General features: G+C 32.3%; 5 protein-coding genes. 1 reads left to right on the top strand and 4 read right to left on the bottom strand.

Annotation, left to right across the window (positions count from 1 at the left end; translation table 11 throughout):
- Window positions 1-535: S-type pyocin domain-containing protein (locus GWJ05_RS08490; protein WP_161680965.1), on the bottom strand; the 535-nt coding region annotated here is incomplete at its 3' end.
- 68 nt (window positions 536-603) lie between these two features.
- Window positions 604-1,104: a hypothetical protein gene (locus tag GWJ05_RS08485; RefSeq protein WP_161681356.1), complete on the bottom strand. Its 501-nt coding sequence runs from the start codon at window positions 1,102-1,104 to the stop codon at window positions 604-606.
- 399 nt (window positions 1,105-1,503) lie between these two features.
- On the opposite strand from GWJ05_RS08485, the gene GWJ05_RS08480 reads away from it, so the two are divergent.
- Window positions 1,504-1,839 carry a colicin E1 family microcin immunity protein gene (locus GWJ05_RS08480; protein ID WP_115370743.1) on the top strand — a complete coding sequence of 112 codons (336 nt, stop codon included), beginning with the start codon at window positions 1,504-1,506 and terminating at the stop codon, window positions 1,837-1,839.
- A gap of 26 nt (window positions 1,840-1,865) precedes the next feature.
- Here the strand turns inward: GWJ05_RS08480 and GWJ05_RS08475 are convergent, their stop codons facing one another.
- Together GWJ05_RS08475 and GWJ05_RS18560 are read right to left on the bottom strand one after the other, a co-directional pair.
- The gene (locus GWJ05_RS08475) at window positions 1,866-2,987 is read right to left on the bottom strand and encodes a colicin-like pore-forming protein (protein WP_161681355.1); all 1,122 of its coding nucleotides are present in this window, start codon (window positions 2,985-2,987) and stop codon (window positions 1,866-1,868) included.
- A gap of 68 nt (window positions 2,988-3,055) precedes the next feature.
- The coding region (locus GWJ05_RS18560) for a hypothetical protein (protein WP_237585113.1) at window positions 3,056-3,255 on the bottom strand (200 nt) is incomplete at its 5' end.

The following is a 3,255-nucleotide window of genomic DNA, read 5'->3' as shown; positions in this document are numbered from 1 at the left end:
CAATTGCAGGGAAGCCCGAATAAGCATACAAAGGCGGTAAGTTTGAATTTCTAGGAAATACAATAATTGCATCATTAAATTGATGTGGATATGGTACTTCTATCCTTTTGTTTTCTACCTTATTAGGTAATTCTACTTTTTCTGGATATGAGAACTTTTTATTTTCATTTGAATATTTTTGAATAATATTCCCTTGCAAACCAAGTCCACTATAAGAATCTGCTGGTAAAAGCGCATATTCTATTCCCAAATTTTTAATATCCATATGATAGCCATTGCCAATATAATTGGCGGGATACACAGGCACTTCTTTCGTCACCAATACACCATCGGTTCTAACTAACGCTGCACTCGCTTTATTATTTTCTTTAATTACAGCCATTCTTGCATTAACATTAACTGTACCGTTGTTTTTTGCAATTTCATTAAGTGTGCCAGACATTAAGTCAGGGTTATTAATTAAGTTTTCTGCAGGAATCGTAGACATAAGATCTAACTCATCAAATGAATTATTATCAAATTCACTAAATTCCATAAATTTTACTGAGTTTACATTATTATCATCAATACTATTTTCTTTACTGTATAAACTAATAACAGACTCTACCAATTTATCTTGACTAAATTAACGGCTTCTTTTGTAAGAAAATATTTCTTTTTAAATGTTTCGAGTTGCTCAATAACAACACCATTAAAATGCATTACACCTTTATTGGTAGCTAATTCTCTATTGTTTGAGCTATTAGTTAGTTTATTATTATTACTAGAAATAATAACAGGCTTTTGTGGCTTATTTACTGTGATTTTAGTATTTGGATTGAAAGGTGATGACCCACCATTACCCACATTGGGAGACGGATATTCATCTTTATCATTATCAGCAAGAATAGGTATTTTTGACCATGGGAAATAATCTGATTTAGCCGCCGCCACCATTAACGTATCTACTCCATTATTTACAACCCAACCCCCATCAGTAATAAAGGCCCCATCTTCATCAGCACCTCCTGTAGTGTTATAAACAGTACCATTTTGCTTTATGTCTCGAATAACGTATTCGGGAAGATCAGGGAACTGATCAACGTTAGCTCTTGTTATAATCATTTAAATTCCTTTTTATATTTAATAGCATACAACCACTGTATGCAAACACAGTACAATCAATAGTAATCGTAATACAATTGTCTTATTTCGGCTATATTCGGAATGGTTATCATTAGTATTTAACTCATCCTTGAGTCAAATAAATATAATCAATCAGTTATCCATTTCTGGTGCACTATTGGTGTCCTGATTTTCTTCCTCTTCTTTCCGTCTACGTTCCTCTTCCGCTTTCTGCGACTCTTCCATCTCACCCACAATAAGTAGCACTAAAATTAAAATCGCTCAGTGTAATAAGCGAAATTGACTAAAATAAAAACAGTTAATTTATTGAAAATAAGAATTATTACTATTAGAATGATGAGTTATATGTTAGTGCTGGTTACACATTAGGGTCTAGGTATGACTAAAAAATACTATATTAATAATATGTTTTGGGGTTATTTTATGATGTTGGTGATGGTTTATCTTAATTATAACGATCACACTATTGAAGGTGTATTAATGTTAACTTTAAGTATACCTAGTGCTATTCTTTTTCCTTTCTCCAAAATTCTTATCGAAAATTTCGCATTAAAATATACAACAAAAAAATTCTGGAATACTGGGTTATTTATTAATACTCCGGCTAAGCATGGTGGAGTAGCTCTATACCACTTACTTTGTTTTATATTTTCAATTCCATTTAGCATGATATATCTAGCTCTATATTTCACAAAAAATAGGACAACCAATTAAAACCGATTATCCTATTGCCCTACATATTAAATACCGATCGCACCACTAACTTTTTCAACCAATGCATCATCAATCAAGGCACCTACTGTTGCGATGATTAGGGCATACCCTAAAATTCCAACAGGTCCGCCTATAATTAAACTAAAGGCAAAGGCCGTCAATGCCACCGAGGCTAGGCCAGCAGTAATTGAAGCTGCTTTAACAAAAAATGGACGCCAATTTCCCGTTTTAACTGCATTTTTAAATTCAACAAGTAATTCCACTGCATTAATCGCGTGGTTGGTATATCCAAGCCCTTTACTAAATTTGCCTAGGTTTGAAGCTAATTGTTTTGCATCAATAGATTCTAATGCTTTTATAATTGCGGCTCGATCTTTAGCATTAATTTTATTATTAATATTCTGCCCGTATTTCTCATATGTACGTAAAGCATCTTCTACATTTCTGATTGTTTTTCCTTTAGATTGTTCTGCTAACTCTCTAGATAATTGTGCTGCCTTTTTACCAAATTCCTGTGTTGCTTTTTCGTAAAATGAAATTGTGAATTTCACGCTATCTTTGATTTCATTAAATTCTTGCTCTTGCTGAGGGCGGGGATCTTTATCCTTAAGTTCAATTGCAGGGAAGCCCGAATAAGCATACAAAGGCGGTAAGTTTGAATTTCTAGGAAATACAATAATTGCATCATTAAATTGATGTGGATATGGTACTTCTATCCTTTTGTTTTCTACCTTATTAGGTAATTCTACTTTTTCTGGATATGAGAACTTTTTATTTTCATTTGAATATTTTTGAATAATATTCCCTTGCAAACCAAGTCCACTATAAGAATCTGCTGGTAAAAGCGCATATTCTATTCCCAAATTTTTAATATCCATATGATAGCCATTGCCAATATAATTGGCGGGATACACAGGCACTTCTTTCGTCACCAATACACCATCGGTTCTAACTAACGCTGCACTCGCTTTATTATTTTCTTTAATTACAGCCATTCTTGCATTAACATTAACTGTACCGTTGTTTTTTGCAATTTCATTAAGTGTGCCAGACATTAAGTCAGGGTTATTAATTAAGTTTTCTGCAGGAATCGTAGACATAAGATCTAACTCATCAAATGAATTATTATCAAATTCACTAAATTCCATAAATTTTACTGAGTTTACATTATTATCATCAATACTATTTTCTTTACTGTATAAACTAATAACAGACTCTACCAATTTATCTTGACTAAATTAACGGCTTCTTTTGTAAGAAAATATTTCTTTTTAAATGTTTCGAGTTGCTCAATAACAACACCATTAAAATGCATTACACCTTTATTGGTAGCTAATTCTCTATTGTTTGAGCTATTAGTTAGTTTATTATTATTACTAGAAATAATAACAGGCTTTTGTGGCTTATTTACTGTGA

The organism is Proteus sp. G2626 (assembly GCF_009915985.1).
In the GTDB taxonomy this organism is placed as follows: domain Bacteria; phylum Pseudomonadota; class Gammaproteobacteria; order Enterobacterales; family Enterobacteriaceae; genus Proteus; species Proteus vulgaris.
Note: the sequence above shows the minus strand (reverse complement) of the source record. Positions and strands in the feature narration are given on the sequence as shown.

Excerpts from the sequence above, each read along its gene's own strand:
- GWJ05_RS08475 (WP_161681355.1), bottom strand. The coding sequence starts at position 2,987 with ATGGAATTTAGTGAATTTGATAATAATTCATTTGATGAGTTAGATCTT.
- GWJ05_RS08485 (WP_161681356.1), bottom strand. The coding sequence starts at position 1,104 with ATGATTATAACAAGAGCTAACGTTGATCAGTTCCCTGATCTTCCCGAA.
- GWJ05_RS08480 (WP_115370743.1), top strand. The coding sequence starts at position 1,504 with ATGACTAAAAAATACTATATTAATAATATGTTTTGGGGTTATTTTATG.